This is a genomic window from Metabacillus sp. FJAT-52054 (assembly GCF_037201815.1).
Taxonomy (GTDB): Bacteria; Bacillota; Bacilli; order Bacillales; family Bacillaceae; genus Metabacillus_B; species Metabacillus_B sediminis.
On the sequence record NZ_CP147407.1, the window covers coordinates 1,664,393 to 1,688,733 of the forward strand.

Annotated in this window: 26 protein-coding genes; 21 read left to right on the plus strand and 5 right to left on the minus strand. The window is 42.0% G+C overall.

Annotated features, from left to right (window positions below; translation table 11 throughout):
- Positions 1-57: 57 nt before the first annotated feature.
- The 7 genes from WCV65_RS08780 to WCV65_RS08810 all read left to right on the plus strand — a co-directional run bounded on the left by WCV65_RS08780 (position 58) and on the right by WCV65_RS08810 (position 5,663).
- Positions 58-330: a hypothetical protein gene (locus WCV65_RS08780; protein ID WP_338781665.1), complete on the plus strand. Its 273-nt coding sequence runs from the start codon at positions 58-60 to the stop codon at positions 328-330.
- On the plus strand, positions 327-572 hold the full coding sequence (locus WCV65_RS08785) for a hypothetical protein (protein ID WP_035413176.1): 246 nt from the start codon (positions 327-329) through the stop codon (positions 570-572). The genes WCV65_RS08780 and WCV65_RS08785 overlap by 4 nt, the downstream gene beginning before the upstream one ends.
- A gap of 143 nt (positions 573-715) precedes the next feature.
- The gene (locus WCV65_RS08790) at positions 716-1,732 is read left to right on the plus strand and encodes an NAD(P)-dependent oxidoreductase (RefSeq protein WP_338781666.1); all 1,017 of its coding nucleotides are present in this window, start codon (positions 716-718) and stop codon (positions 1,730-1,732) included.
- Position 1,733: 1 nt separating this feature from the next.
- Positions 1,734-2,783: a dihydrodipicolinate synthase family protein gene (locus WCV65_RS08795; protein ID WP_338781667.1), complete on the plus strand. Its 1,050-nt coding sequence runs from the start codon at positions 1,734-1,736 to the stop codon at positions 2,781-2,783.
- A gap of 12 nt (positions 2,784-2,795) precedes the next feature.
- On the plus strand, positions 2,796-4,106 hold the full coding sequence (locus WCV65_RS08800) for a hypothetical protein (protein ID WP_338781668.1): 1,311 nt from the start codon (positions 2,796-2,798) through the stop codon (positions 4,104-4,106).
- Positions 4,107-4,314: 208 nt separating this feature from the next.
- Entirely contained in the window at positions 4,315-4,710 is a 396-nt protein-coding gene (locus WCV65_RS08805) for a (deoxy)nucleoside triphosphate pyrophosphohydrolase (protein ID WP_035413167.1), read from the plus strand.
- Positions 4,711-4,886: 176 nt separating this feature from the next.
- Positions 4,887-5,663, plus strand: coding sequence for a SurA N-terminal domain-containing protein (locus WCV65_RS08810; RefSeq protein ID WP_035413421.1), 777 nt, complete (start codon positions 4,887-4,889; stop codon positions 5,661-5,663).
- 120 nt (positions 5,664-5,783) lie between these two features.
- Here the strand turns inward: WCV65_RS08810 and WCV65_RS08815 are convergent, their stop codons facing one another.
- Entirely contained in the window at positions 5,784-8,942 is a 3,159-nt protein-coding gene (locus WCV65_RS08815) for a DUF3427 domain-containing protein (RefSeq protein ID WP_338781669.1), read from the minus strand.
- A gap of 95 nt (positions 8,943-9,037) precedes the next feature.
- Complete coding sequence (locus WCV65_RS08820; RefSeq protein WP_338781670.1) at positions 9,038-9,655, minus strand: hypothetical protein; 618 nt, start codon at positions 9,653-9,655, stop codon at positions 9,038-9,040.
- A gap of 241 nt (positions 9,656-9,896) precedes the next feature.
- Between WCV65_RS08820 and WCV65_RS08825 the strand changes: the two genes are divergently transcribed.
- The 4 genes from WCV65_RS08825 to WCV65_RS08840 all read left to right on the plus strand — a co-directional run bounded on the left by WCV65_RS08825 (position 9,897) and on the right by WCV65_RS08840 (position 11,558).
- Positions 9,897-10,100 (plus strand): hypothetical protein, encoded by a 204-nt coding sequence (locus tag WCV65_RS08825; protein ID WP_338781671.1) that lies wholly within the window; start codon positions 9,897-9,899, stop codon positions 10,098-10,100.
- A 378-nt stretch (positions 10,101-10,478) separates the two neighbouring features.
- On the plus strand, positions 10,479-10,619 hold the full coding sequence (locus tag WCV65_RS08830; protein ID WP_338781672.1) for a hypothetical protein: 141 nt from the start codon (positions 10,479-10,481) through the stop codon (positions 10,617-10,619).
- Between the two features lie 286 nt (positions 10,620-10,905).
- On the plus strand, positions 10,906-11,250 hold the full coding sequence (locus WCV65_RS08835) for a WXG100 family type VII secretion target (RefSeq protein WP_035413154.1): 345 nt from the start codon (positions 10,906-10,908) through the stop codon (positions 11,248-11,250).
- Positions 11,247-11,558: a hypothetical protein gene (locus tag WCV65_RS08840; RefSeq protein WP_338781674.1), complete on the plus strand. Its 312-nt coding sequence runs from the start codon at positions 11,247-11,249 to the stop codon at positions 11,556-11,558. The genes WCV65_RS08835 and WCV65_RS08840 overlap by 4 nt, the downstream gene beginning before the upstream one ends.
- A gap of 44 nt (positions 11,559-11,602) precedes the next feature.
- Here WCV65_RS08840 and WCV65_RS08845 read toward each other — a convergent pair whose 3' ends face one another.
- Entirely contained in the window at positions 11,603-11,773 is a 171-nt protein-coding gene (locus tag WCV65_RS08845) for a hypothetical protein (RefSeq protein ID WP_338781675.1), read from the minus strand.
- 88 nt (positions 11,774-11,861) lie between these two features.
- On the opposite strand from WCV65_RS08845, the gene WCV65_RS08850 reads away from it, so the two are divergent.
- The 5 genes from WCV65_RS08850 to tatC all read left to right on the plus strand — a co-directional run bounded on the left by WCV65_RS08850 (position 11,862) and on the right by tatC (position 17,034).
- A complete protein-coding gene (locus WCV65_RS08850) occupies positions 11,862-13,304 on the plus strand; it encodes an NAD-dependent succinate-semialdehyde dehydrogenase (RefSeq protein WP_035413149.1) in 1,443 nt (480 codons plus the stop codon).
- Between the two features lie 126 nt (positions 13,305-13,430).
- On the plus strand, positions 13,431-13,967 hold the full coding sequence (locus tag WCV65_RS08855; protein ID WP_338781676.1) for a YtxH domain-containing protein: 537 nt from the start codon (positions 13,431-13,433) through the stop codon (positions 13,965-13,967).
- A 185-nt stretch (positions 13,968-14,152) separates the two neighbouring features.
- Positions 14,153-16,039 carry an alkaline phosphatase D family protein gene (locus WCV65_RS08860; protein ID WP_338781678.1) on the plus strand — a complete coding sequence of 629 codons (1,887 nt, stop codon included), beginning with the start codon at positions 14,153-14,155 and terminating at the stop codon, positions 16,037-16,039.
- Positions 16,040-16,053: 14 nt separating this feature from the next.
- A complete protein-coding gene (tatA, locus tag WCV65_RS08865) occupies positions 16,054-16,239 on the plus strand; it encodes a twin-arginine translocase TatA/TatE family subunit (RefSeq protein WP_035413143.1) in 186 nt (61 codons plus the stop codon).
- Positions 16,240-16,299: 60 nt separating this feature from the next.
- A complete protein-coding gene (tatC, locus tag WCV65_RS08870; RefSeq protein ID WP_035413141.1) occupies positions 16,300-17,034 on the plus strand; it encodes a twin-arginine translocase subunit TatC in 735 nt (244 codons plus the stop codon).
- A 37-nt stretch (positions 17,035-17,071) separates the two neighbouring features.
- Here tatC and WCV65_RS08875 read toward each other — a convergent pair whose 3' ends face one another.
- The gene (locus WCV65_RS08875; RefSeq protein WP_338781680.1) at positions 17,072-19,651 is read right to left on the minus strand and encodes a PAS domain S-box protein; all 2,580 of its coding nucleotides are present in this window, start codon (positions 19,649-19,651) and stop codon (positions 17,072-17,074) included.
- Between the two features lie 138 nt (positions 19,652-19,789).
- On the opposite strand from WCV65_RS08875, the gene WCV65_RS08880 reads away from it, so the two are divergent.
- Both WCV65_RS08880 and WCV65_RS08885 read left to right on the plus strand, forming a co-directional pair.
- Entirely contained in the window at positions 19,790-21,673 is a 1,884-nt protein-coding gene (locus WCV65_RS08880; RefSeq protein WP_338781681.1) for a prenyltransferase/squalene oxidase repeat-containing protein, read from the plus strand.
- 39 nt (positions 21,674-21,712) lie between these two features.
- Positions 21,713-22,126, plus strand: coding sequence for an Hsp20/alpha crystallin family protein (locus WCV65_RS08885; RefSeq protein WP_035413135.1), 414 nt, complete (start codon positions 21,713-21,715; stop codon positions 22,124-22,126).
- A 40-nt stretch (positions 22,127-22,166) separates the two neighbouring features.
- Here the strand turns inward: WCV65_RS08885 and WCV65_RS08890 are convergent, their stop codons facing one another.
- Positions 22,167-22,418 carry a hypothetical protein gene (locus WCV65_RS08890; RefSeq protein WP_338781683.1) on the minus strand — a complete coding sequence of 84 codons (252 nt, stop codon included), beginning with the start codon at positions 22,416-22,418 and terminating at the stop codon, positions 22,167-22,169.
- Between the two features lie 171 nt (positions 22,419-22,589).
- On the opposite strand from WCV65_RS08890, the gene WCV65_RS08895 reads away from it, so the two are divergent.
- From WCV65_RS08895 to WCV65_RS08905, 3 genes are all read left to right on the plus strand, one after another.
- Positions 22,590-22,730: a hypothetical protein gene (locus WCV65_RS08895; RefSeq protein WP_338781684.1), complete on the plus strand. Its 141-nt coding sequence runs from the start codon at positions 22,590-22,592 to the stop codon at positions 22,728-22,730.
- A 288-nt stretch (positions 22,731-23,018) separates the two neighbouring features.
- A complete protein-coding gene (locus tag WCV65_RS08900; protein WP_035413126.1) occupies positions 23,019-23,534 on the plus strand; it encodes an acyl-CoA thioesterase in 516 nt (171 codons plus the stop codon).
- A 120-nt stretch (positions 23,535-23,654) separates the two neighbouring features.
- Complete coding sequence (locus tag WCV65_RS08905; RefSeq protein ID WP_035413122.1) at positions 23,655-24,080, plus strand: hypothetical protein; 426 nt, start codon at positions 23,655-23,657, stop codon at positions 24,078-24,080.
- Positions 24,081-24,341 lie beyond the last annotated feature (261 nt).

Genomic DNA, 24,341 nt, shown 5'->3' on the forward strand with positions numbered 1-24,341 from the left:
CACATTGATAATCAGCAGATTAAAATCGCCGCAGGCTGTAATGGAGGAGGGGCAGATATGATTGGTGAAACGAATAATCAAAGCAGTCCAATGACGGCGGAGGCTGCTGTACTTCTCTATAAAACAGACAAGGTTGGGGAATTTCTAAATATCTTTCCGGAAACAAGTTTAATTTTTCAAAAAACTGACCTTGCTGATACTCGTTTTTCCATACAATTAAAAAAGGCAGCATTAGACCTCGAGCATACAGAGAGAGAATTAAAGAAAATCGGACTTGAACTCAAACAGGAAATGAATAAATCCCTTAAGGTCCTGGAGAGGATAGGATGAAGAAAAAAGATCAAGAGCTTTCAAGACTTCAGCTCGAAGTGGAAAAAGCAGAAGTATCCGCTACCGAAGCTACGAGGATTCTTAATGCGATGTTTGATTCTGATTATCCTGACAGCCATTTGACATCGACCGACTCTATTGAACACCTTAAAGAACAAATGGATGCCAATATCATTCATTACCGGTCGAAACTGAATACTGTAAAAAAACTGCTCTCAGAAGCGAACAGTCAAAAGAGATAAGAATTGACTGGCTTTTGGGTCAGTTTTTTTTATGCTCTATTCCAGTATTGAATATTGGAATTAAAGACCTATTAAAGACATGTCTCTAAATAGTAAACTGTATATAAATCAGAAAATTTTGTGAATTTTGAGGAGGGAAACCTATGAAAACCATTCAGCAGCTTGAGGAGAGAATGACAAGTCCATCCGGCGCTCTCGTGCAGGAAATGAAAAAAATGAAGGGGGACGTAATCATCCTAGGGGCAGGAGGAAAGATGGGGCCAACGCTTGCTAAACTTGCAAAAAACGCAATCAAAGACGGAGGAGGCAAGCAGCGGGTCATTGCTGTATCCCGCTTTTCCGGGAGTGAAGTTAGAGCAGATCTTGAAAAGAACGGAGTGGAAACAATTTCGGCTGATCTTTTGAAGGATGAGCAGCTAAAGGGATTGCCCTTCTCAGAAAATGTGATTTATATGGCGGGCAATAAATTTGGGACGAAAGGGAATGAGCATTTTACATGGGCTATGAATACTTATTTGCCTGGCAGGATCGCCGAGCACTATAGGAATTCAAGAATTGTTTCCTTTTCAACAGGAAATGTTTATCCGCTTACAGAAATTTTTAAAGGCGGACCTACAGAGGAACATGATCCGGGACCTATTGGTGAATATGCGCAATCAAGTCTGGGAAGAGAACGGATTTTTACTTATTTTTCCCACCAATATGGGATTCCAATGGTGCATTTTCGCTTGAATTATGCAATTGATCTGCGTTATGGGGTCTTACTCGAAATAGCAAAAGCGGTGAAATCCGGGAAAGCCATCGATGTGACGATGGGACAGGTTAATGTAATATGGCAGGGGGATGCCAACGAAATGGCAATCCGTTCTTTATCCATCTGTCAGTCACCCCCGCGTATTCTTAATGTGACTGGTCCGGAAACGGTCAGCATCCGCTGGCTTGCCGGGGAGTTTGGGAAAAGATTTAATGAAAAGCCGCTTTTTATAGGGGAAGAACAAACGACCGCTTTAATCAGCAATGCTTCTAAAGCTCATCAGCTATTCGGTTATCCAAGTGTGACGCTGCTGCAAATGATCGATTGGACTGCGGAATGGGTGATGTCAAATGGTGAAACGATCAATAAACCTACTCATTTTCAGGAACGTCAGGGGGCCTATTAATTTGGATCAGGCAAAATGGACATTATTAAGGGAAGGAACGGTTATTCCGGCTCATCCACTTGCGTTAACAGCTGACCGGAAGCTTGACGAAGAACGCCAGCGTGCCCTTACCCGCTATTATATGGCCAGCGGAGCAGGGGGAATCGCTGTAGGAGTTCATACAACTCAATTTGAAATCCGTGAACCTGGTATCAATTTGCTTGAGCCAGTTCTTCGGATGGCAGCTGAAGAAGCAGAAACAATCAGCCGGCCTTTTTTGAAAATTGCTGGTGTTTGCGGTCCTATAGAGCAGGCTTTGCATGAAGCGGAGCTAGCGAAGAGCCTTGGCTACGATCTTGCCCTTGTAAGCAACGGGGGACTGATTCATCAATCGGAAATAGAATTGATTGAGAGGACTAGACAAATTAGCGAAATTCTTCCTGTATTCGGATTCTATCTGCAGCCTTCAGTAGGGGGACGTGTATTTTCATACGAATTCTGGAGAGAAATGGCTGAGATTCCCGGAGTGGCAGCAATAAAAATGGCTCCCTTTAACAGATATCAAACACTTGATGTAGCACGTGCTGTTTGTCATTCAAGCAGGTGTAAAGACATTGCTCTTTATACCGGAAATGATGACAGTATTGTGACAGATCTGCTTACCTTGTTTCGTTTCAATATAGATGGGCAAATCGTAGAGAAGGAAGTGGCCGGAGGCTTACTCGGACATTGGGCAGTATGGACAAAACAGGCAGTTGGGCTTCTTGAGAGAGTCAAAATTGCAAGGCGAACGGGTGATGGATTTAAAGACCTATTTGCTCTGGGAACACAAATCACGGATGCAAATGCCGCGTTCTTTGATCCTGCCCATCAATTCAGTGGATGTATTGCTGGAATTAATGAGGTTTTGAAACGACAGGGATTACTGAAGGGAAACTGGTGCCTGAATGAATCCGAACAGCTAAGTCCGGGACAATCAGAAGAAATCAGCCGGGTCTATATCAGCTATCCTCATTTAAATGACGATCGATTCGTTCATTCTCAGCTGAACGAATGGACTACGGCTAAGTAGGGGGAAAGAGATTTGAAACAGCCAATAATCATTGGCATTATCGGTCCGCATGAAGTCGGTGAGAATATTAGAAAAGCGATAAAAGACTTCCCTTCCCTGAAGCCTATATTTAGACTGTCTGACCGGGTCGAGGATGCTTCTCTTTTTGCAGCTGAACTGATGGAGAAAACAGACATTCTTTTATTCTCTGGAAAAAAACCGTATCTGCAAGCATTCAAGGAATATAAATTTAATTTGCCAGTTCACTATATTCCTTTAAAAGGCTCAGGTCTATATCGCTCGCTGCACAGGTTGAAAAATAAAACAGGTGATCTGTCAAAGCTATCAATTGATACTTTATCCTCTCAACAGGTGGAGTCTGTGCTTCATGAACTTGATGAAACATCAAGTATCATTAAAGTGATAGACCTCCCGAATGCTGAAACACACAAAAATAATGTAGATTCAGGATTGTGCACCGGGGTTTTGACAGGGATTAAGTCAGTTGCCGAGGAGCTTGAAATGGCAGGAATCCATGCAGAGTGGGTTACACCTACAAAGGGAGACATTGTGGTAGCACTGGAGCGTGCATTGCTCTCTTCGGAAAAAAGAAAAAGCCTTGAAGCCCAAATTGTGATCGGCACGATTCGAATTAGTGATTTCAAACGTTTTAGGGAAGGTGCTTCATCAGAGCACGATTATCAGCGTGAAAAGCTTAAGCTCCACGCTGACATTTTGGACTATGCAGAAAGCCTTGAGGGTCATCTTACTTATTTAGGGGGAGAGCATTATGTTTTTGTCACAACACGAGGAGTATTTGAACGTGTAACAGAAGGCTATAAATTTATTCCGATTCTTGAAGAAGCTAAACAAAAGTACGAAAGGATGCTCTCAATGGGGATTGGCTTTGGGTATACGGCAAGCGAGGCTGGTGAGCATTCGAGAATTGCTTTAAGACAGGCATCAGAGTTTGGAATGAATCAATGTTTTATTGTACGGGAGGATAAAAGTGCAGTTGGACCAATTGAGATGGCAAGTCCTCTGGTGTATCAGCTTTCCTCTTCCGATGCTGAAATGATAAACAGAGCGAAAAGAGCAGGGATGTCAGCCGTCCATCTGGAGCGGATGCTCGCTAAAATGCATCGTACAGAAAAAGAATTTTACACAGCCCAGGACATGTCTTCCATTTTAAATGTTACAATACGAACGGCCCATCGGATCTTGCTGCAATGGACAGAAGCAGGCATTGCAGCAGCGGCAGGGGAAGAAAAGCTGAAAACAAAAGGCCGGCCCCGGCAGCTTTATAAGATTTTCATTGAAGAAAAGCAGGAAGGCAGCCATTGAGAATATGGCGGCCTTTTCATGTGAATTCAAGACAGGATTTCTCTTAACCATTCATAGAATACATCGATTTGAAAGAAACAGATTATGATAAAATGAAAGGAAAACCGGACCAAAGAATTTCGGGAAATCCTTGCCGGACTGCCCATTACTTAAATTTTTCATATTTACAGGTGTTCAATAGAAAAAATAATGAAGGTGGTAGTTCTTAATGAAAAAAACCGTAAAAGTCGTTGGAGCGGTCATACATAATGATCAAAACCAAATTCTATGCGCTCTGCGTTCTCCTGAAATGTCACTGCCTGACTATTGGGAGTTTCCTGGCGGGAAAATTGAAGATGGGGAAAGCCCGGAAGAAAGTCTTGTTCGTGAAATAGAAGAAGAGCTTGGGTGCAGAATACATGTAAAAGAAAAAATTGTGGATGTTTTACACGAATACGACAAGGTTATTGTGAATTTATTAACCTATCATGCATCCATTGTTTCAGGGAATCCTGAAGCGAAGGAGCATGCAGAATTAAGATGGACGGCTGTGGAGGCGCTTAATGAATTGGAATGGGCGCCGGCAGATATTCCCACCGTCCTTCACTTGAACAATAGGAACTAAAAGGCAGAGCCGGGAATATGTATTCCGCCTCTTATTCTGTCATGCAAACTGTTACAAGATTACAGAACGTTTCAAAGAGATAACATTTGGACGGAAATGGTTTCTTTTTCATTGCCTGTTCGATACAATGCGAAATGAAGCTATTTTCAAATATTATCGCAGCAGGAGGAGAAAAGATGAAAAAAATAATGTATCCTCTCACCATAGGATTAATGAGTATGGTTTTGGCGGCATGCGGAGCCCAGGACCAGGCAAAAAAGGAAGAACCTAAGAAAACAGAAGAACAGGCTAAAGCAGATCAGCCAAGCCAAAAAGAACAGCAAAAGCAAATGGAAGAAATGCAGAAGAAAATGGAAGCTCAAAAAGTAGATGAAAAGAAAACAGTCGCTACAGTGAACGGTAAGGCAATAACAGGAAGCGACTACAATAGTGTTCTGTCTTCCACTCAAATGCAAATGCAGCAAATGGGCCAGGATCCAACTTCAAAAGAAGCGGAAAAGCAAGTTAAAGATCAGACCGTTAATACGCTGGTCGGTCAGAATATCCTGATGCAGGAAGCTGATAAAAAAGGCTACAAAGCATCTGCTGATGAAGTAAAGAAGCAGATAGATGAAATTAAAAAACAATACAATAATGATGATAAAAAGTTCCAGGAAGCACTTAAGATGCAGGGAATGGACGAAAAGCAGCTTAATGAGCAAGTGGCTCAAAGCATTAAAATGAACCAGTATGTATCAAAAGAAATTCCTGCCCCTAAAGTAACGGACAAAGAGATTGAAGAATATTATAACCAGTTTGCACAGCAGGGCGGACAAGGCGGACAAAAACCGCCTAAGCTTGAGGAAGTTAAACCGCAAATCCAGCAGCAGCTGACCCAGCAAAAGCAAAACGAAGCACTTGGAAAAAAGGTAGAAGAGCTTAAGAAAACAGCTAAGGTAGAAATTAAAATTTAAGAATATGAACTTGAAGGCAAAAACGGCCCATAAGCTGATATGGGTCGTTTTCCTGTTATAATAGACGCAACAATGGGTGCCAATCTCCGTTAGAGGGAATAGACGTTACACTCAAAAAATTTAGCGGACGAGGTCCATAAACAAATCTTCTGGAATGGCATGATGAAGCTTCCATCGAATGCTCATTGGCTTGTCGCCATGACTTGAGACATAATCCACTTCTCCAAGATAAGAAAATGGGAGAGTCATACCGTGCATTTCAGTAAATTTCCTTACGAACAAATGGATGTGAATGCCTAGCTCTTGATGATGGATGTAATTTTGTCCTACAGTTGAAGAATGGGATGTTTGGTTTTGGCTTTGCCAGTGGAAATGCTTTTGATCAATAAAATAGTCTTGATAGTGAAGGTGCTTTTCCACTCGGTCAGACTTGTTCAAATTGATAAACAGCAGGTAATGGCAGCCTGTTTTGCTTACACCCTCGCGCCATGTTCCTTCCGCGACTCCCGCTTCAAATAAAAAGATCAAATCATTTCTCGTATAATTTTGATAAAGAGAGAGCTTGTCTCCTTTTAAAAACTTTTCAGGATGATACATTCGTCTAAATTCAATAATTCCATAATCAATTCGGTCCTTAATGTATTGATATACAGAGGGATTCTCTGAAAGAGTTAAAATCTCTTCTCTCAGCCTCAAAACAGAACCGTCTGATTCCCCTATAACGAGCTTTGTTTTTTTATCCGGTGTGCTCAATCTTAAAAAAGACTGCTGGATGATCGTCTGATGGGTTGCAAATTTGACAGGTACTCCAAATTTTTTCTCCATGTGCCTCGTAACATCCTCAGCCAGTACATCCTTTTGCATGAATGCGAGCTCCAAGACAATCAGCTCATATGGCCATTTAACGGGAACCATTTTTTCAAGGCGCTCTATAAGGAACAATAAGGTGCGATTATTCAGAATCTCCTCGTCCAATGGGGAAAGATCCTGCATTTTTTCCTTGACCTTGACCCACGTCCCGTATTTATGTACAAAGTACCCAAAGCTGGGTGATTGTTCAGAATAGAGAAAGTCCAGAATTTCTGGTGATCGTCCCAGTTCATTTCGGAATTGATGATAAAGCATTTTCAGCATTTCAGAAGAATTCATCTTGATGGAATCAATTCGATCGAGAACTTCTTTTCTTGTGATTGGATCAAGGTCCACGTACGAACCGCCAGGAAGATCAGAAAACTCATGGGTGATGGCAACTCTCAGCGAATCCTTGTCAAATCCTCTCTGATTCATCTGGCCGGAAAGAGCAAGAGGAACAACGAAGGATTTCTGGTAGTTTCCGATAAAATCAAGCACCGTTACAAACTCTTTTCTTGGTACTTTCCTTAATCCGCGTCCAAGCTGCTGAATGAAGATTGCAGATGATTCTGTGGGCCGCAAGAATAAAAGCAAGTTTAGTTTTGGTATATCAATTCCCTCATTGAAAATATCAACTGTAAAAATGAGCTGCAGCGGATGATGATCATCTTCCAGCTTACTGACCATTTCTTTCCGATAGGTTATGGAGTGCTCACCTGTGAGAAATGAAGTCACGTATCCTCTTGCATTAAATTCTGTACTCATATATTTGGCATGGGCAATATTTGTACAGAAACCAAGCCCAGTCAGGCGGTCACCGTCATATCCGTAATGTTCCATCATTTCAATAATAAAATCAGTTCGGCGATTGGTACTTAATGCTTTAACTAGAGCATCCTCCTGATACAGTCCGTTCCGAAGAGGAATGGAAGAATAATCGATTGTTTGGTCCGAAACGCCAAAATAGTGAAAGGGTGCTAGCAATTCAGATTCCAGGGCGTCACGTAGCCTGATTTCGTAAACAACATTGTGGTCGCAAATGGCCAGTACATCTTTCCCGTCCAGACGTTCTGGTGTTGCAGTCAAACCTAATAAAAAATCAGGTTCAAAGTAATCAAGCACCCTTTTATACGAAGGAGCTTCTGCATGATGAAATTCATCAATAATGATGTAATCGAAAGAGTCTGAATGGAATCGGACCAAGTTATTTTCCCTGTGGAGGGATTGCACAGTACTGAAGACATAACGGTGATCAAATTGCTTCTGTGTTCCCGTTACTTTTCCATATAGCGAGGCATCGGGAATGACCTTCTGAAAAGCAGAGATGGCATTATCAAGCAGTTCTTCCCGGTGGGCGATGAATAACAGCCTATTTGGTTTTACTGCCTTTACGTCAAACGCAGATAAGTATGTTTTCCCCGTTCCGGTTGCTGCAATAATGACTCCTTTTCTGTTGCCTGAGCTGCGGGTCTTCACCAAATTTTCCAAAGCCTTTTTTTGCATGGAATTCGGTATGATGCCAGTTGTATATAAAGCAGGAGCCTCTGCAGCAGCGGCAGCCTGTTTATAGGCAAATTGTTCATAATCATTTCTTGCTTTTTGATAGGACTCGTATTCTGTAATCAAATCGTCAGTTAGAGGAAGACACTTCGGATCTTGCCAGGTGGAATCAAAGACCTTTTTTGTTTGGTCAAAAACAGGGAAATAGGGTGAATCAGGAATTTTTACATTTAGTTCGTGCCCATTAATAAGGGCCGAATGAGACAGGTTGGATGAACCAATGATGACGTTATGGAAACCGGAATGCCGGTGGAACAGATAGGCTTTCGTGTGAAATGACTCGGTTTGCGAAGGAAGCACCCGAACTGTTACATTGGAGAAACCCTGTAACCTCTTTAATGCTTTTGCCTCTGTAATCCCCAGATAAGTTGATGTAATAATTCGTACCGGAATACCTCTTTGTTCCAGCTCAAGCAGCGGCTGTATAAGGAGCTGAAGACCGGACATCCGGATAAAACTAACCATAAACTCTGCAGAATCTGCTGTGAGCATTTCAAATTTCAAAGTTTTAAAGAAATTTTTAATTGAATGTTTTTCGTTATGCAGTAAATTCAGGCGGGAAAGAAAGAAATCCTGAAAATAAGGCATTTCTTTTCCATCACGATTATATGTAACCATGGAAAGCGGAAGCGAAAATTGATCCTCGCCGTCCTTGAGGAGGCTGGATAATTCCGAAGCTAACCTAGTCATTTCGCTATATTGATCATTTTCTATTAAACTCGTGAATTTTTCGCTTAATCCCCTGGCAGCATGCAGTACAAGAACCTCTATGTATTCTTTTGGAGAAAGCCGCTGGATTACATGTGCGCCCGGATATTCCTTTCCGGTGAGGAATAATTCTTCATAGTAACCATTATTCGATTGCATATAGAACCCCTTTCCTTGTCAGGTCCTATTTTAGCAGCATTTATTAAATCAAGGAAGATCTGGTAGATAATGAAAAATTCTGTTTTCCTTGAATGTCAGGCACGGGGGTAACGATATAGAATTTCATCCCCATAGTCCCTTTGCGTCCATACGAATCCCTTTGTTAACGCTGCAGCAATGGTTCCTGCACCTGCAAATTCAAGATAGCTTGCGAACGCTTGGATTGCATCGCCGCTTACCTTTTTTCCTTTTAGAAGATAATAAGCTCCTATGGCCTCAAGGGCTGCTCCAAGGGAAATAAGATATTCACCAATTACAATTGCACCAGCAAATGGAAGACTTCCATCAACAAAATTTGCTTCGATTGCAGCTCCGGCTGATTGGATAGAATCGCCTAAAATATCAAGCATCAATCCAGCCTTTTCATCTCCATTTAAAATAATGATTCCAGCTGCCGCATTTGCAGTATTTCCAGCCGCCTGCAGCCACGCACCTAAGCTTGACATCGTGCGGTTTAGATCGGAAGACAGGGCTATTGCTTGAAGCGCATTGCCTGCAGCTTCGACACCGTTTCCTATTACGACTAATTTTTCCCCTGTGTTATATCCCGGCTCCTCCCCTGCCACAAGTGTTTCACCAATTGCTGCAATGGCTGTCCCGGCCGTTTGGATCCAGGCACCTGTTATTTCTAAAATCACTACATATGCTGCCATGTTATCACCTTCTTTTTGAGCCTCTTGCAGTATATTCGCAGACGACCTGAAATGTCTAAACGGTAGGTGGGGAAGTTTGCAGAAAGAGCATGATCGTTTACGTGAAATTTCTTTTCCAGATACTTGCTGGCAAAGAAATAAATGAATGAGAGACGCTATTTTCATAGCTCGTTCATCTTTATTTTATGGTAAAATATAGAAGGTGAATGGATTTGTGAATTGCATTTGGGAGGGTTCTCATATGTTTATAGCCTTATTGATATTCTTGGCAGGACTGATGCTTGCTGGTGATATTCTATTTAGTATTAAAGCATTGAAGCGGGGAGAAAGATTAGCCTTTAATGGTTCTTTTGACTCTTTTGTCATCTTCTGCACCAGCTGCGGTACGAAAAATAAACGCCAGTTTCATGAGCAGATTTGCCGAAAATGCTATAAGCCGTTCTAAAAGATATCCCGCATTCTCTAGGGAGAGGCGTACAAAAACTCCTTATAGCGTCTTAAATTAATACACCCCTTTCGCCCCAATGAAAAATCGTCTAGATCATAGTACGATAGGGTTTAGACTGCAGAAATGGGTCACAGCTTTACTAATTCTCTTTTCCATAGCGGTGTACGGCTACATCCAAAAGTAAAAGAAAGTCAATCTTTGAAAAAGGACATACGATCAGAGATGAGTCTGCATAAATCAGAGTTTAGGCTGAGTCATGCAGCTGATTCATGGGAAAAGGCATATATATTTGGACCTTATACAACAGAAGATGAAATAGAAAAAGAACTTGGGATGCCATTCAAGAATGAAAGCAATCTGGAATAAAGGGAAGACATGAATATCATTGTTTTCGTAAAAGGAAACCTTGACATCCTGTATGCAGAAATTCCCCGGTCTTACGGAGAATTTTTGGTCAGAGAACTGCTGATTACTCCTAAAAAGGATCAAATTCGCTTTCAAGAAATCAAAACATAAATTCCTTTATATGGAAAAATAGTAGGATTAAAGACATGATAATCAGTCCGTGGTTTTACATTCAAGCCAGTGAGATCCCTCCTGAATTTGCTTGGAAATACAAAATAGGACATAGGACTCTTAATAAATATAAGGTAAGATACACAGTAATTGAAATGCAGACCTATAAATTCGACGTAATTCGACAAAAACTTCTCTAACGTAATCAAAGATAATAATCCAAATTTCCGTTGTGCAAACTTGAAAATTTCTCCTATACTTGAAGAAAGAAGAAGATGGAAGGTGAATGGCAGTGAGTGAGATGGATCGCTTCAATCAGCTAATGCGGAGTGTCATGAATACAGAGGGTGATTGCTACGCGGTGCAGCAGCTCAGAGGAGAATTAGTTCAGATTATGGACCAGTTCACTGGTATCATTCACCAGACGACGAACCATGTATCCGAGGCTGCCCATGACTGGAAAGGGAAGAGCGCTGAAAGTTTTAATCGGGTCATGGAGGAAGCATCAGATGCATTTACGACAATATACGACCATATGAATCAAATGATCACCGGACTCCAGCATGAGGAAGTCCGTTTAGCCGAGCTTGCCGCCCAACTAGAAGAGAAAGCGAGAGAATCACTTCAATGAACACGTCAAACCTACCTTTCGAAATTAGCATCAATGTGAATGAATTGCTCTCATTAAGCAGCCGCCTGAAAGAAAGAGAGCGTGAGCTGCAGGAAGTACAAAAGGGCTTCGATCATTCCTATTATAAAGCATCTTCCCATTATCCTAACATCGAACAGCTGGATATTTCCTACCACGCCGCCTCTATAAAACTGCAAATGGAAAGGTTAATTGAAACCATGGCCCAGCTTGCAGAAATCACCCAATTGACACCAGCCCAGCTAAACAATGCCGATCAGCATTCAGCAGAACAAATCTCTCAAATTTAATGCCTTTTCTCCTGCAAATGGAGTAATCATTTAATAAATGGCCCTCAGCAATCTTGATTTGGATTGGTTTCTACATCCTTCATATTTACCTTTGCATTTCTTTCAGACAAGCTGGATTTTTCCAGCTCTTTTTTGAATCTCCTAAATTCATTCCATGCAAGAAATCCCATCAAGCCAACAGCACCAGCTGCTTTCCATAGTTTAAATGGCTTCATTATGATCCGTCACCTCCTTTGTCATAACCAGCATGTATGTTTAATATTATACAGGTTAGTGGAAGAAAGATAGAAAGTCCAATTATACATGGGAGGGTTTCATTTGAAAAAGTGGCCGGTATACATAAATGGCGAGTGGATTTATACAGAGGAAACGATAAAAGTTGAAAATCCTGCAACTAAAGACATCATCGCATCTGTACCAAAAGGCGGCGAAAAGGAAGCAAAAGCGGCAGTTGATGCAGCATATCATGCTCTTACAGAATGGTCTTCGCTAACTGCCTATGAAAGGGCAGAATACCTGGAAAAGTGGCACGCATTAATTAAAGAGCATCAGAATGAGATTGGTGAAATCATGACGAAGGAGCAAGGAAAACCGCTTAAAGAAGCAATAGGAGAAGTGGGCTATGCCAATAGTTTTGTAAAGTGGTATGCAGAGGAAGGGAAACGAATTTACGGAGAAACCATTCCGGCGTCTGCTGCTAATAAGCGTTTATTTGTTATCAAACAGCCTGTTGGGGTCATTGCAGCAATCACGCCGTGGAATTTCCCGGCTGCAATGATTACAAGAAAGGTGGGTCCAGCACTGGCGGCAGGCTGTACAGCTGTTGTCAAGCCGGCCTCCTCTACTCCGCTTACAGCGTTGAGACTGGCTGAATTAGCCGAAGAAGCAGGAATCCCAAAAGGAGTTTTGAATGTTATTACCGGTTCATCTAAAGAAATTTCCGAAGCCTGGATGGCAGATGAAAGAGTGAAAAAATTATCGTTTACGGGGTCTACCGAAGTAGGGAAAACGCTCATGAAAGGCTCAGCTGATACGATGAAAAAAATCTCGCTTGAGCTTGGCGGACACGCGCCGTTCATTGTAATGGATGATGCGGATCTCGATAGTGCTGCTCAGGCTATGGCTGCCTCAAAATTCCGCAACTCAGGCCAAACGTGCATTTGTACCAACCGGGCTTATGTCCATGAGGCTGTTTATGATGAGTTTATGGAAAAGTTTAAGCAGGCTGTGTTCAGCCTAAAGGTGGGGAACGGACTGGATGAAGAGATTGCAATCGGTCCTCTTATTGATGATGATGGAGTTAATAAAGTAAAAGAGCATCTGCATGACGCTGAAAATAAAGGCGGAACTCTTATAAAAAGTCCTCAAAGCCTGCCAGATTTAAAAGGGTATTTTATGGAGCCGGTTATTATTAGTGATGCTACAGATGAAATGCTCTGCATGAACGAAGAAACGTTTGGTCCGGTCGCACCTGTTACCCGGGTAAAGAATATGGAGGAAGCAATCAGGAGAGCAAACAATTCTTCCTTCGGTTTAGCTGCCTATGTATTTACCGAAAATATATCCAGGGGCATCCGGATCGTAGAAGCTCTTCAATACGGCATCGTAGGCTTAAACGATGGACTTCCATCAACTGCGCAGGCTCCCTTTGGAGGCATGAAGGAGAGCGGTCTTGGCCGAGAGGGCGGCAGGCAAGGGATTGAAGAGTATTTAGAAGTGAAATACGTATCTCTTGGACTCCGGTGACAGGCAGCTGGTACCTTCGGCCAGACTTTATTGCGTTTTTTATAAAATGTAGTAATTTTACTTGTTTATCGTTTAGCGGCCAGGGGTATAAAATACACAAATTGATTAAGAGGAGGAGTTCAAGCAATGACACAAGTTACGATTCAGGATAGCAAAAGACAAAAGGATAAAAACAGCAAGCTAGTCAGAGGAATGATTTTAGGTGCTATTATAGGTGGAGCTGTTTCGATGCTGGATTCTACAACTCGAAGCAAGGTAACGAAAGGTGCTGCCGGAATTAAAGATTCGACAGTTGGCATTGTCCAAAATGTCAAGGACAACCCAGGCGAAGTTAAAGAGCAATTTGTTTCTCAATTTAACAATGCAAGAAACACACTGGAATCCGCTATCCGTGATGCACAAAATATTTACGAAAGCTTGAACAACGGTGTGTTTAAAAAAATAACAGAAGTCGCATCAACCTCACAGGAAGCTCTTAACAATGTGAAGGAAGCAGCAGGAGATATGAAGGACGTTGGAGCAAAAGTAGCCGATGCCGGATCCGGGCTGACAGATCCAATAACTGCTGAAAATGACACCCGTACATCTTCTGCAAGCACGGTCAATTTCGATTCATCCATTCCGAGCCAATCTGTAAAAGCAGAGGATTCGGCTAAATTATAATTCATGCTTACATAGAACGGACAGCTGATGCTGTCCGTTTTTATTTTACTCTTGTTCAATTATTTACCAAAAAATTTACCTTCCTTAACAAGCTTTTAAAAGGCTTGTTATTTATTTGTAAAGCCTCCTTCATGATTCCTATCCAGAATAAAGAAGTATTGAAAAATGCTATAGGAGGCACGATGATGCGGGACAAGTTTGAAGATTCTAATGGAGATTATGATCAGGACAGAAGAAAATTTCTAAAATACTTTTTAGCTGGTTCAGCCGTAGTGGCAGTAGAGGCATCAGGTGCCGGCCGGTTAACTGGAATCCTTTCCAGAGCCCATGCAGCGGAAACATCGCCATATGTCCCTGTTTATCAAGCAGGAGAAGGTTTTCCACAGGCTGTATTATCTGGTGATCCTACTGAATCCGGGGCGATGATATGGACCCGAGTGGACCCGGTTAAAGAAACGGGCTATACAGACAATCAAATTGGCGAGAATGTAATTTATTGGCTGGAAAAAGAGAATGCAGGCAATGAAAATCTCTCCGCCGCTATTGAAGCAGGAAATTTTGTCATGTTTGAAGTAAGCCGCCAAGAGGATTTTTCTAATTTGGATGCGAGAGGGTTTTCACCGATTTGGAAGGAACACGATCAAGTCGTGAGGGTGGACTTAGACGGATTTCTAGAGTCTTCTGAAATCTACTACTACCGCTTTATTACGAAGAACGGCTACGTCAGCCAGACAGGACGTTTTCAAACACTGCCAAAAAATCAGGCGGATATCCAGCGTGTAAAATTAGGCTATGTTTCCTGCCAGGATTATACAAACGGTCATTTTACTGCCCTTGGGCATTTGGCAGATGAAGACCTGGCATTTTTCCTCCATGTTGGCGATTATATATATGAATCTGTTGGAGATGCCGCATATCAGGGAAATCTGGCATCGAGAAAAATCGATTTGCCAAGCGGTCAGCCTAAAGCATCCTCACTGGAGGATTACAGAACGCTATATAAAAAATATCGTACGGATCCAAATCTTCAAAAACTGCACAGCCGGCATGCGATGATTGCAACATGGGATGACCATGAATTTGCAAATGATACTTACTATCCCGCCGTCGCACCGGACGATGATCCCAATTCAAACCCGGAGCGGAGACTGGTAGCCAATCAGGCATGGTATGAATATATGCCGGCTCGAGTTCCGTTTAATCCTGAAAAGAATTTTGAAGAGTCCATCCGCATCTATCGTTCGTTTACCTATGGAAACCTGGCAAAAATTATAATGACCGATCAGCGGTTATACAGAAGTTCTCATCCTTGCGGAGAGGAAACGTTGGACCGTTATTTAACCAGAGGCTGTGAAAATGTATCCAGCTCTGAAAGAACGATGCTTGGAGCTTCGCAGCTGGACTGGTTTTTAAATGAACTGAAAACTTCAAATCAGCAATGGAAGCTGTGGGGAAACGAAGTGCAGCTTACCCAGCTAAAGATCCTTGGGAAACTCGCTAATCTGGATGCGTGGGATGGATATACGTATGAACGTGATGTCATTGCCAAAACCATTACGGATAACGGAATCTCCAATTTAATTGCCCTAACGGGAGACTTCCATACATTTGAAGCATCAGTAATGAGAGACAACTACGGTCTGTTTAAGGATGAGAAACAGATAGGGGTTGAACTAATGGTAGGCTCAGTGACGTCCAGCAACCTGAGGGAGTCGATCCGAAATATCCTGAATAAAATCCCGGATCCATCAAGTCCTATGCCTGCGAACGCCATTAGCGAGCTAATCAGCCTTTTAAGAACAAAGCTGACCGATCTCAGCACAATAACAGCAGAAGTGTTATTCAAGGAACTCCAAAACATCGTCAAAATTGAAAATCCATGGATTAAACTTTTTGACAGCACGGCCCACGGATATGCCGTTTTGGAAGTAACAAAGGAAAAATCAATGTGGACAGCTTACAAGGTAGACAATATTGAAAAAGAAACATCTAAGAAGGAATTGCTCTGGCAATGTGAAGTGCCAAATGGAAAGGCAGAACTCGTAATTCATGAAAATAATAGTCTATTCTAGGGAGGAAATTCAAAATGATTCAAAATATTGGAGTTCCAGGTCTTATTTTAATATTGGTTATTGCTCTGATTGTTTTTGGTCCTTCCAAGCTTCCTGAGATTGGAAGATCCTTTGGTTCTGCCCTCAAGGAATTTAAGAATGGAACGAGAGAAGCAATTAGAGATGAAGATTCTAAAAAGAGTGATGAAATAAAAAGTTAATGAGTAATCAGGGGGAGGTCTGATTGGATTGCCTCATCCTATGGAGGGAGGGAAAACACCATGTCTCAAATGACCTTCTGGCAAAGGCATTTGGAGGAACTGAGAAAAAGGCTCCTCCTGACAGGCATTGCTTATGCCGTTTTTTTAGGAATCGGATTCTTTCTTGCAGATGATTTGTATCGCTGGTTTTTAATTGATACGGACATTAAGCTGACTGTACTGGGTCCTTCTGAAATTATGTGGGTTTACTTTAGTATGGCGAACATAATGGCAATAGCTGCTGTATTTCCGGTAGCAGCCCATCAGCTCTGGGCATTCGTTGGACCAGCCTTAACGACTGAAGAGAAAAAAGCTGTCTATGCGTTTGTACCGGCAATTGGAATCTTATTTGCCGGAGGTATTTGTTTTGGATACTTTGTTGTATTTCCTTCTGCCTTAGGTTTTCTTTTAAATATGTCCGATGGTCTGTTTACCGCGTTATTCACAACTGAAAAATATTTTGGTTTTCTCTTTCAAATTGTTTTGCCGTTTGGTTTTTTATTTGAACTGCCGGCAGCCGTCGTCTTTTTAACCAATCTTGGACTGATCACGCCAGGAATGATGAGAAAGTACCGTAAATATGTTTACTTTGTCTTGGCCATTTTGTCGGCGGTCATAACTCCGCCTGATTTCAGCTCGCAGTTATTTGTGCTGATTCCAATGGCATTTTTATTTGAAGCAAGTATTTTTCTGGCTGCGGCAGCCGTAAAAAGGAAAAACAGCAAAGGGGACCAAGAACCGCTTCAGACAATTTAAATAACAGGTCCGGACTTGAGCCGGGCCTGTTTTTTCATTAAGCAGTTTCCGAATCCGATTGTGAGGCTGCAGGAATGAAAATCGTTACCTTTGTACCTTCACCAGGGCTGCTCACTATGCTGAAATGGCCCCTGTGATCTTCAAGAATTTTACGGCAAATAAGAAGGCCGAGTCCTGTACCTTTCTCTTTCAATGAATAGAAAGGCTCTCCAAGGAAAGGGAGGCGCTCTGGGTCAATGCCAATGCCTGTGTCTTCAATGGTGATGAGGACATGTTCACCAAAATGGGAAAGGATAAGGTGGATGCTGCCCTCTTTCGGAATCGCATCCATGGCATTCGTAAGGAAATTTAAAAATACTTGTTTTAGAGACTCCTGCTTCCCTTCAACATAATAAGGACCATTCTCCTCCTCAAAAAATTCAAATGTTATGTTCCGGTCATTTAAGTCCTGCATCAAAATGTGAACGACAGGCACGAGGATATCATCCTTTAATTCAAGCTTGACAGTCTCCATACTCTCAGGTTTAGCCAATGATAAGAATTCATTCGTCACAAGCTTAATGCGTTCAAGATCTTTTTTCATGATTCTTAAATAGTCTTTGTTCAGTTCATCTGAGGTTTCCATTAACTGAAGAAATCCTAGAACCGAGGTCAGGGGGTTTCTCACTTCATGGGCTACAGCAGTAGCCATTCGTCCTGCTAAAGCAAGCTTTTCCTGACTTTTGACCATCTTGTCCAATTCGATTTTTTCTGTAATATCCTGAAAAGTAGCAATGATGTATTCGATGTCCTGACTTTGATCGGCGTATAAAATCCGGGTATCAATCAGGATCCAGCGGTTTTCTTCTCTAATCGGATTGTACACTCCCATAACGAAATGTGAGATTTCTTTTTTCGTTAAGAGCGTTGTCATGGAAGGATGCTCCTGTCCGGTTAAATCTCGTCCATTTTCGTCTTTTGCATTCCATTCGATATTTAACGAACTCATATTTAGTAAATCAGAGCTTTCATACCCTAATATTTCTGAAGCGCATTGATTAGCAAAAACAATCGTTCCATCCGAATTTTGCACTGTGATTCCGCAGGCTATTGCATCATAATAGCGGTTTTTTGCCGTTTCTAGAAGCACCCTGTCTGTTTGGTCATAAAAAGTGATAACCTGGCCGCGCTCATTTTTCATTGGATTAGCAGACAGCTCCAAGTGCCTCTTTTTTCGGCCATCCCCAATCTTCACCTCGATTGTGCGGTTCTCTTCAAGGAGAGAATGAATTGAAGCAGTATCCGTATACTTCAGAAGCAAGGGTTTGATTGACTGCCCTATTATATCGGAGCGGTTCATATTTATCGCGCTTAACATGGCTTGATTAACAAAGATGACGTGATGATGTTCATCAATACCGAGCAATCCCTCAACTGAAGAGGAAAGGATACCCTGCATTTGGTTAAAGGCGTGCTGAAATTCCTGTTCCGCTTTTTTGCGGGGCGAAATATCCCTCATAACCACGATGACGGAAGTATCGTTCTGATTCCAGTCAGAAATGCCTTTTGCTTCTATAGAAATTGAACTTCCATCTCTTCTTGTAAGGGTGAGTTCAATAGGACCGGCGACATCCTGCTCGTGATTTATAAGTGAATGCAGAGCTTCATGTGCCACTATTTGATCTGATGGGTGAAGAAGATTGGATATAGAACCGCCTGCCTGCATACAATTCATCCCCAGCATTTTCTCAGCCTCTAAATTCATATAGGTAAGCTTGGCATTCTGGTAAATGATAATTCCATCTGGATTATGTTCTACAAGACGCTTGAATTTCTCATTGCTTTCCTTCAATTTTTCCTCATAAAGCTTATTTTCAGTCAAATCTATACCTGTACAAACAATATATTGAACCTGTCCATTTTGGTCAAAAATTTCTTTATTAGACCACCGAATCATCATCTTTTCGCCTGTTTTTGCCACCCAGTTATTTTCGTGAAAGGCAGGGAAGGGGGTAACGGACCGAGAAAAGAAATCCTTTGCATTCCTGCTCTCCTCCTTCTCAAGCATGACATCCCAAATATATTTTCCTGCAGCTTCCTCAAAGGCATATCCTGTGTGAAACGTGCAATGGCGGTTCCAATCCGCAATCCTTCCATCAGGTTCCAGGAGAACGACGAATGCCTGAATCGTATCTAAAATAGAATGAGAAAATTCCTTTTCTGAGAGCAGTTGATCAAATTCCTTTTTCCTTCTTGAAATTTTTTTGATGGAAGAATAAATGAACGTTTTACCGTCCATTTTGATGAGGAAGCAATTCGCTTCAACGGGGATTTTGGTTTGGAGTTTCGTCAGCAGCTCCATTTCAACCGTAATTTCCCGTTCAATGGCGAAGCGATTCTGTATAGAGCGGAAAATTTCTGAATCAATATGCCCAAAGAACAGTGTAATGGGGTTAAGCTTTTTCATTTCTTCTCTTGTGTATCCAAGAAGGCTGCATGACTTGTCATTAAAATCATAGAATTTTGCAGCAAGGGGTACCAATGATGTGAGTTCCGTAATAACGATTGCTTCGTTCGTTTGATTGAAATAGTAGTGTAATAGGTTGTGCGAATTTTCGCCCATTATTGAATCCTTCATTTTCCCGCCCCCTTTGGCTTGGTTATCCTTATTTTATTAGATTTGTGAAAAAAATACTAATCCATTATGTGCAGATATGCATAAATTTTTTGCGGTCTTTATATACATGTACATAGACTATTGGAGAGGTGTGTAGCCATGAAGCGGGAAGCGGAACTTGAACTGTTATATCTGACAGAAAAACTGAAAAATGAGCAGCTGCCTAACGGTTCCTGGTCCTATCTATTTGAAACTGGAATCAAAACGGATTGTTTTATGATTGTTCTTATAAAGGCACTCCGTCTATATAAACCGGATCTATTGAACTCCCTATCTGAAAGAATCGCAAGGAAACAAGAGAGGGATGGATCATGGAGACTGTTCCATGATCAGGAAGAAGGAGATGTATCAACAGCTATTGAAGCCTATTACGCTCTTCTGCTTTCAGGATACTATGAGGAGACGGCTCCTCAGATGATAGCGGCAAAAAGATACATCATATCTAAGGGAGGGATAAGAAAAGCAGGACTTTTTACAAAAATAATGCTTGCCCTTACCTCCCAGGCAGAATGGCCGTCTCTGTTGTCCGTACCGATTGAAGCGATCCTTCTTCCAAAAAATTTCCCGGTGAATATTTATGACCTTTCTGTATATGGACGCGCTAATCTTATTCCTATTCTTACAGCTGCTGCGAATAAATTTAAGATTAAAATAGAGGGATCCCCAGATCTAACTGCTATGGAAGGTAACAGGGAGGAGCCGCTTGAGACCTACCGTTCAAGCGAGTGGAGGGGATTATTCGGTATGGTAGGTTCCGGTGTTCAGCTAATGGCGGGCGGACCAGGGCGCTTACGGAAGGATGCTTTAAAAAAAGCGGAAACCTACATGCTTCACAGGCTGGAACCGGACGGAACCCTTTACAGCTATTTCAGCTGCACCTTTTTAATGATATTTGCCCTCATGTCACTCGGATATGATCGTGAGCACCCTGTAATTACGAAGGCAGTACAAGGTTTGATTAATATGGCGGCCGTCACTCCAGAAGGGCTGCATATGCAATATACGACAGCCCACGTATGGAATACATCCCTTCTTTCCTATGCCCTTCAAGAAGCAGGCGTAAGCGGCTCCATTATTCAAAAGGCAAACCGGTATTTGCGCTCAAAACAGCATATACAGTATGGGGACTGGGTCATTCACAATCCGAAAGCTGCACCAGGAGGCTGGGGCTTTTCGGATATCAATACAATGAACCCTGATATAGATGATACGACAGCTTCTTTAAGGGCGATTAAAATAGAGGCAGCAGAAAATTTCCAAAGCCGGGAAGCATGGAACAAAGGGCTGCAATGGCTGCTGTCCATGCAGAATGGCGATGGGGGATGGGCCTCTTTTGAACGAAATGCTGCCCCTCCATATGTCCACTTCGTCCCAATTGAAAAAGCGGAATTCATCATTTCAGATGAATCATCAGCGGATTTAACAGGGCGGACAATTGAATTTCTTTGCACGTTTGCCAATCTTAATCCTGAGAATTCAGCTGTTCAAAAAGGAATAAGGTGGATCCTTAAACACCAGGAAACGGACGGGTCATGGAATTCCAGATGGGGAATCTGCTATATATATGGAACATGGGCTGCAGTTACAGGACTTGCGGCAGCCGGATATTCAGAAGATTCTCCACCCATACAGCGTGCAAAACAATGGCTTGAGCAGCATCAGAATTCTGATGGCGGCTGGGGAGAATCCTGTAAAAGCGATATCATGAATCACTATGTGCCGCTTGGAACAAGTACCCTGACACAAACCGCCTGGGCGATTGAAGCTCTCCTTTGCTGCAGCAAGGAGATAACACCTTCTGTGGAAAGGGGAATTCGCTACCTTATCAGCCATATAAGGAAAAAGGATTGGACGTCATACTATCCTAAGGGACAGGGCTTTGCCGGCCAATTTTATATACACTATGAAAGCTATGACTTTGTATATCCGCTTTTGGCATTATCACGATTTATTAAAAGGGCAAATGAAGGGGAGAGTGCATAGGCTATAGCAGAAACCAATTGGATAGGAGCTGCTAAAGTCATGCCGGAAGATAAAAATAGACCGAATGCAGGACCAATGAGGATGATCAATGATTTCTTCGAAAACCGCCCCTCCAAATCTCTGCTTGATACGATCGATGATATCTTTACACGAAACCCAAACAAGATGTACTTTGGAGTGGACATGACAGAAACGATGACCCACTATATCATTAAGGCGGAAATTCCCGGTATATCAAAAGAGGAAATCGATTTGGAACTAGAGAATCAGGATTTAATCATAAGGCTTTTCCCAGATCCGAAGAATAAAGACGGAGCAAAATGGGAAGGGGCAATCCGGACCATCGAGCTGCCCGGCAACGCGATTTTACAGGACATGAAAGCTCAATACCGCAGTGGAATTCTAAGTGTACGCTTTCCTAAAAAACAAGGGAAGAAAATTATCGTTGAATAAAAGCGGGCTTAACCTTATGAGGTTAAGCCCGCTCTTTGTCCTAAAAAAGGAAAAACAAAACAATTCCTATCACAGTAAACATAATTAAGAACATAATCCAAAAAAGCTGTTTCTCACGGGGGTTAAACCATCTGAGAAGGGATCCGGCAGCAGCGATTATTAAAAATGCCCCAACCCATTCAGAAAGAACGGTAAACGGCTTTTGGGGAAAATGTCCAATCTGAATGACTGATAAAATCAGCATAGAATAAATCAATCCATTTAAAAGAAACAGGACCATCCATCTTTTCATATCAATTCCTCAACTTTCACTCCATTTGTATATGGTAGCTGATTTAGTAAGTTTTTTTCAAATTACGACAAAAAATGAGTATAATGACCTGGTTTTTGGCTGGTGAGTATGTTGAGGTAAGGCTGCTAGAAATGTATACATAAAAAAACTGACATTGAAGTAAATGATGAAATGGCAGGCATCACGGAGAAAAAGTGGAATGCCAGGGAAGGATGCCAGGCATTGGGTGAAAAAGAAGGAATGCCAGGGAAGGATGCCAGGCATTGGGTGAAAAAAAAGGAATGCCAGGGAAGGATGCCAGGCATTGGGTGAAAAAGAAGGAATGCCAGGGAAGGATGCCAGGCATTGGGTGAAAAAGAAGGAATGCCAGGGAAGGATGCCAGGCATTGCGTAAGAAGGGTGCAATGCCAGGGAAGAATGCCAGGCATTGGGTGAAAAAGAAGGAGAATGCCAGGCATTGCAAAAAAAGGTGCAATGCCAAATAAGAACGCCATCAGTAGAATGGCAGGACGCTGAATAATCCGTCAAATCGTATGAATTGCTTTTACAGTGATATAATAAAATTTGGATAAATTTTTTTATAATAAAGGGGAATGAAATATGAACACTCCGACTAAAACCTGTAAAGAATCTTTTGTGGTTAAAACATCTATGGTACTGCCTCCGGATACTAACAATCATGGCACTCTTTTTGGCGGAAGGCTGATGGCTTATATTGATGATGTAGCTGCGATTGCTGCTACAAGGCATTCAAGAACGCTCGTGGTAACGGCTTCCACCGATTCTGTTGATTTTCTGCATCCGATCATGGTCGGTCATTCTGTTTGCTTGGAAGCATTCGTGACCTATACCGGAAGAACATCCATGGAGATCTTTGTCAAAGTGGTCGCGGAGGATATGCTCTCAGGTGACCGCAATGTTTGCGCGTTAAGCTTCCTGACCTTTGTCGCTGTAGATGCAAATAATAAGCCAACGCCTGTTCCTCAGGTGATTCCTCAAACGGAGATGGAAAAACAGCTGAATGAAACGGCAAAAGCACGAGCCCAAGCAAGAAGGAATAGAAAGCAGGAATTTGAAAAAATGGCAGAAATGTTCGGAACGGATATGCCTTGGTAAGGTGACCCAAAATTTATTCCATAAACTGGACAGGTTTTTTCATCAGTCTGACTTCTTTTTAGCACTCAATTGTGATTTAATGAGGGTATAAAAGCATTATGGTTCGGGGGAGGATCCGTTATGAAAATTAACTTTACGAAACAGCAGTATCATACGCTTTTGAAGATGCTTTACCTCTCAACCTGGGTTGGGGCAAGAGAAGAGCACGAGGAGCAGGCGGATGAATTTTTCGATTTGGAAAATTATGTCCTGTCCTTTGCCAAATCATACGGTGTTGAGCATTTAGTAGATTATGATTCTCTGGAAGATGAATACTATGCTTCCCGCCAGCTGGATGAGGAGCTGGAAGACATTATTGCTGATTATGAGGAAGAAGTCTTCTGGGATAAACTTTGCGCTCTGCTCGCCCGCCGCGATTTAATGAAAGAAGAAACGGTGATGAATACATACAGCCCTGAACAGCGTTTTGAACGGCTCATGGAAATAGAAGAAAAGTATCATCAATATTTTGAAGAATTTGGTCTTGAAAAAATTAAATTAGATTAGTCTCACTAACTGGTTCCCTGCTGGGACCAGTTTTTTTAAATCCGGATATGGGAATAGAACTGTTATGGAGAAAGCGGGTGCAGTCTATAATATCTTTTAATAAGATAATCCTCATGCATAGTCCTATGATCATACAAGGATGCAAGAAGTTAAAAATACCATCTGCCGGCTTAATTTGAGAATTTAAATATCTTGGATTGAACATGCAAAGGATCTTACAGCGGTCAAGAAAGCGAAAGTTTATGTAAGCTGGATGTTACC